Genomic DNA, 5047 nt, shown 5'->3' on the forward strand with positions numbered 1-5047 from the left:
ATCTAAATTCTATGCAAAATTATGAACAAATTGCAGCTTGAAAAATGCAAAAATGGGAAACAAAATTATTATTTTTTGTCTTGATTTTTCAGTCCAGTATCGTTTTCAATGCAAACTATATTTTAATGAATTTGCTTAAAAGTGTAATAATTTCACATCCTACGTCTTTCAAGGATTGTTTTTTTTGAAAATATCATGAATTAATGTGCTTTGGGACATTCGTGTGCAAACAATGTTCATTACGCTGTACTCGCTTATAAAAACAAAGTACAGATAAGCTTTTTGTTACGAATAAATATGTCTATATTACTTATCTTACGCATGGCATTTAAAAGTCATATAGAAAATAGCTTGGCGTCATTGCGAGAGGCTACTTTAGTAGCGACGAAGCAATCTAATAAATGTGGATTGCCACGACCACGTAGTGGTCTCGCAATGACATAATTTATTAATCCATGGAACTCGTTCTGTTTTTACAGCTAGGGTATTAAGAACTAAGAAATTAGATAAAATAGAAGAAGGTAACAAAAGTAGGTTTACAGATTGGATGTTCAAGCTGCAAGAGAGACGAGGTTATAATACTAGTGTAGTAGCCAGTGGCAAATAAATTAGCAAGAGTAGTATTCGCAGTATTGCGAAATGATCAATCATACAGTGAAATAAAAGTATGTTATTAAAAGTTTAATATTAATTATTAATTTATGATGGCTAAATGATTTTTTTAATTAAATTAAGGTTTAAATTTAAAAAAAATCATAGCTGGAATAAAATAATAAAGTAAGGAATTCTTACCAAGGAATATGCGAGAGATGATAATATTGATGGTAAATAAGACAAACCTTAGCTTACGAAAAAACTGTTTAACTCACAGGCTCAAAAGAAGCCGTTAAGGTGATTATGTTAAAGTTCGTAAGTTAGCGAATTCCATCAGGGCTGAAGCACTTTGTTGAGCTTCAAGTCGAATACATGACTGCATTTGCTTTTTTTCTGTCAAGTATTATTTTTTTTCTTGCATTATTGGGTAGATCCATACATGAGTTAATTTACAACTATAGTACTAAGACTTAGGTAAATTAGAAAGATATTCTCCCTTCCAAAGCTCCTGATAAATAATAGGATCAATGTTCCCACCTGATATAAGTACTAAAACTTTCTTAGGTTTCGACTGTTTCTTTAACCAATTTACTACTCCAACCATATTTAAAGCACATGATGGTTCACAGGCAATTCGTAGCAAATGAACCAACCAAGCGGTCCAATAATATATAGAATGTTCATCAGCAAGAAAGAAATCATCGAGTTTATTTAGATAATTAAATGTACGTGATGAAACTGCTAAAGTACGCAAACCATCTGCTACAGTACTTGGTGAATCAGTAAACCTATATATCGAACCTTGCTTAATCGATAAGAAAGCATCGTTAGCATTAAGCGGCTCTGAACCTATCAGCAAGCTGGATGGAGATAGTAATTCTTTCGCTAAATATGATCCTGAAAGCAACCCCCCACCTCCACAAGAAGCAAAAATGGCATCTGGACTGAATCCTAGTTGTTGCAATGCTTCATAACACATCGTACCAGCCCCAGCTATACTAGAATCACTATCGGAAGGATGCAAATAGTAAAAATCATTTTCTATGTCACTCTTTGCTTTATCTTCTGCCATTTGTCTAGTTTTAGTTAGTATAACCTCTGCTCCATAATATTTTGCTGTTTGTTGTTTAATTGGAGAGGTATTTTCTGGTAAATAAATTCTTGCATTAAGGTTAAGGGTTTTTGCTACCCAAGCAAGACCAATTCCATGATTACCTGTACTATATGCAACAACTTTATTTGGTAAACAATTTTGTTCTTGCAACTCTAATAAGTGGTTTAATACCCCTCTAACCTTGAATGCTCCGGTTTTTTGTAACGAGTCTATTTTAAAGAAAATTTCATGACCGAGCATTTTATCTAAAATTTCAGATTGAACTATTGGGGTCAAATGAAGATATTGTTTTACCCTATTGCTTGCTATTGATATGATATTGGAAGATTGAGGTGATGAAGGCATATATAAAACTAAATGTAGCTTGAAATCATAGTAAGGCGATATTATATAGTTACTATCCTCTTTAGTATATAAATTTCTTAAGGTTTTTTAATATGACAAATAAAGAAAAATTGCCCTTAATCGCATTAAAAGACATGGTGATCTTTCCCGGTATGGTTGCTCCTGTATTTGTCGGTAGGACTAAGTCTCTAAAAGCCTTATTTGAAACTAAAATTATAGATAATAATAGATATATATTACTGGTATTACAAAAACAACAAGATCAAGATACTCCAGATATTCAAGATCTCCATTCTACAGGAGTAATTGCTAAAATTATACAAACAGTAAGGTTACAGAATAATGCCAAAATTCTAGTTGAAGCAATCGATAAGGTTACCCTACATAACATCACTAATAAAGAGATATTTGAAGCTGAATATAGCATACTACATGATGAAGAGGTAATTGATGTAGAATCTTTAAAAGTTTCCACAGCAAATGTTATCGAGTTATTTACAAAATATACTAAGACTCATAAAAAAATTAATCCAGAAATAATAGAAACGATAACTGGTGAAATAGCAAAAAATCCAACAGATTTTAGTTATGTCACTAATGTACTAGCTTCTTATTTGACTGTACCATTAATAATAAAACAAACTTTGTTAGAGGAGACCAAACCTCAATCACGAATTAAAACTATAATAGATACATTAACATCTAGTATGGCTCAAATAGATGCAGAGCAAGCTTTACAATTGCGAGTAAAAAAACAAATTGAGAAAACTCAGCGTGATTATTACTTGCACGAACAAATGAAAGCTATACAAAAAGAACTCGAACATGATAAATCTGATTTCTCTGATATAGAAAAAAAGATTAAAACCTTAAAACTTTCAAAAGAAGCAAAAGAAAAAGCTGAAGCAGAACTGAAAAAGCTAAAGCTTATGAATCAAATGTCAGGTGAATCATCAGTTGTTCGTAATTACCTTGATACATTATTAGCCATGCCATGGGGGAAATTTGATAATAATAAAACTGATATAAATAAAACTAGAGAAATTTTGGATCGTGATCACTTTGGTCTTGAGAAAGTCAAAGAGCGTGTTATTGAATATTTAGCAGTGTTACAACGTTCTAAAAAAATTAAAGGACCTATATTATGCTTAATCGGTCCACCAGGAGTTGGAAAAACCTCATTGGTCAAATCCATTGCTGAAGCGATGGGTAGGAAATATACTAAATTTGCTCTTGGCGGTATTAGAGATGAATCGGAGATTAGGGGACATCGAAAAACATATCTTGGTTCTATGCCAGGAAAAATTATAAATTTAATAAAAAAAGTTAAAACTAATAACCCCGTTATGTTATTAGATGAAATTGATAAAATGGGTTCTGATTTTCGAGGTGATCCGGCTTCTGCATTACTTGAAGTCTTAGACCCTGAACAAAACAGTCATTTCGTTGATCATTATTTAGAAGTAGAATATGATTTATCAGAGGTAATGTTTATTGCAACAGCTAATTCTTATAATCTGCCCAGAGCTCTAATTGATCGTATGGAGATCATTAACATTTCTGGTTATGTTGAAGAAGAAAAATTACAAATTGCCAAAAACTACTTAATACCAAAGCAATTGAAAATGCATGAAATGAAGAAAAATGAACTCACTATTGATGATGGAGCAATTTTAGAATTAATCAGATATTATACCAAAGAATCAGGAGTAAGATCGCTTGAGAGAGAAATTGGCTCTGTTACAAGAAAAGTATTGCAAAGAATTTTGAGTAACAAAAAAATAAAAAACATATCAATATCATCTGCTAATCTTGAAGAATATTTAGGAGTTAGGAAATATAATTTTGGTCTAGCTGAAAAAGAAGATCAAATAGGTAGTACTACGGGACTTGCTTATACAGAAGTTGGCGGAGAATTACTTACCATTGAAGCCTTGTCATTTCATGGCAAAGGAGACATTAAAACTACTGGTAAACTTGGGGATGTAATGAAAGAATCTGCTCAAGCAGCCTATAGCTGTTTTCGTTCTAGAGCTAGTAGTTTTGGATTAAAATACGAAGATTATAAAGATATTGATATCCATTTGCACGTACCGGCTGGAGCGATTCCAAAAGATGGCCCATCTGCTGGATGTGCAATATTTACCACTATTGTTTCACTTATGACCAAAATACCGGTAAACAGAACTGTAGCAATGACTGGAGAAATCACCCTAAGGGGAACAGTATTACCAATTGGGGGACTAAAAGAAAAATTATTAGCTGCCAGCCGAGGTGGTATACAAACGGTGATAATACCTCAAGATAACGTTAAAGACTTAGAAGATATTCCACCGAATATAAAAAAGAGTTTAGAAATTTTATCAGTATCAACTGTAGATGAAGTGCTAAAATTAGCTTTGGTCAATAATAATTTTACAGTTACTAACTAAAAATAGGTATGATTATATAGTCAATTCAGGAGAATTTGGGGCTAGGAACGATGGAGCGACGCCTATAAGTAATAGGCAAGCATTGAGTGACGACGTCACCAACTTCCCATTGACTATAGAAAACTCTCTCAAGAATCAGCAATAACATCATCCTTCTTATTGTCTAGTTTCGAAATAGGTCTATCCCAATTCTTTAAACCATTTGAGTATACATCATGAAAATTATGACAAAGATTTTCAATTGCTTGCTCATAAGCAATAAGTTCTGGTATAGTCCAATTAAACTGGACAAAAATATCATATGCACTATTTATCTCAGTATTAATATCAGCAAATTTCACGTTAGAGAATAATTTTCTTAGTTTTGTTTCCTGTGCCTTTTTATATTCATCATGGTTTGCTGTACCAAATTCTGCTATATTATGCATCTCTCTAGTTCTGATTTGTATTTCTATATTACGTCCATAAATATCAACTAACGTCAATTCGGGATAAGGGATAAGAAAAAATAAAGGAGATATAGGAGTTGCAAGGAGTTAATGCCTGTGATAAATGTTTTTTT

The 5047-nt window shown here is 32.4% G+C and carries 3 protein-coding genes; 1 reads left to right on the forward strand and 2 read right to left on the reverse strand.

The window, feature by feature from the left end:
• Positions 1 to 1057: 1057 nt before the first annotated feature.
• Complete coding sequence (locus RiCNE_RS05785) at positions 1058 to 2053, reverse strand: serine/threonine dehydratase (RefSeq protein WP_094649641.1); 996 nt, start codon at positions 2051 to 2053, stop codon at positions 1058 to 1060.
• A gap of 92 nt (positions 2054 to 2145) precedes the next feature.
• On the opposite strand from RiCNE_RS05785, the gene lon reads away from it, so the two are divergent.
• Complete coding sequence (lon, locus tag RiCNE_RS05790; protein WP_094649642.1) at positions 2146 to 4485, forward strand: endopeptidase La; 2340 nt, start codon at positions 2146 to 2148, stop codon at positions 4483 to 4485.
• Positions 4486 to 4613: 128 nt separating this feature from the next.
• Here lon and RiCNE_RS05795 read toward each other — a convergent pair whose 3' ends face one another.
• Positions 4614 to 4970, reverse strand: a complete 357-nt coding sequence (locus tag RiCNE_RS05795; protein WP_239832721.1) for a hypothetical protein — start codon at positions 4968 to 4970, stop codon at positions 4614 to 4616.
• Positions 4971 to 5047: the final 77 nt, after the last annotated feature.

Source organism: Rickettsia endosymbiont of Culicoides newsteadi (genome assembly GCF_002259525.1).
Lineage (GTDB): Bacteria > Pseudomonadota > Alphaproteobacteria > Rickettsiales > Rickettsiaceae > Tisiphia.

What these genes read in the sequence shown, in the direction of transcription:
- RiCNE_RS05785 (WP_094649641.1), bottom strand. Translation starts at nt 2,053, where the DNA reads ATGCCTTCATCACCTCAATCTTCCAATATCATATCAATAGCAAGCAAT.
- lon (WP_094649642.1), top strand. Translation starts at nt 2,146, where the DNA reads ATGACAAATAAAGAAAAATTGCCCTTAATCGCATTAAAAGACATGGTG.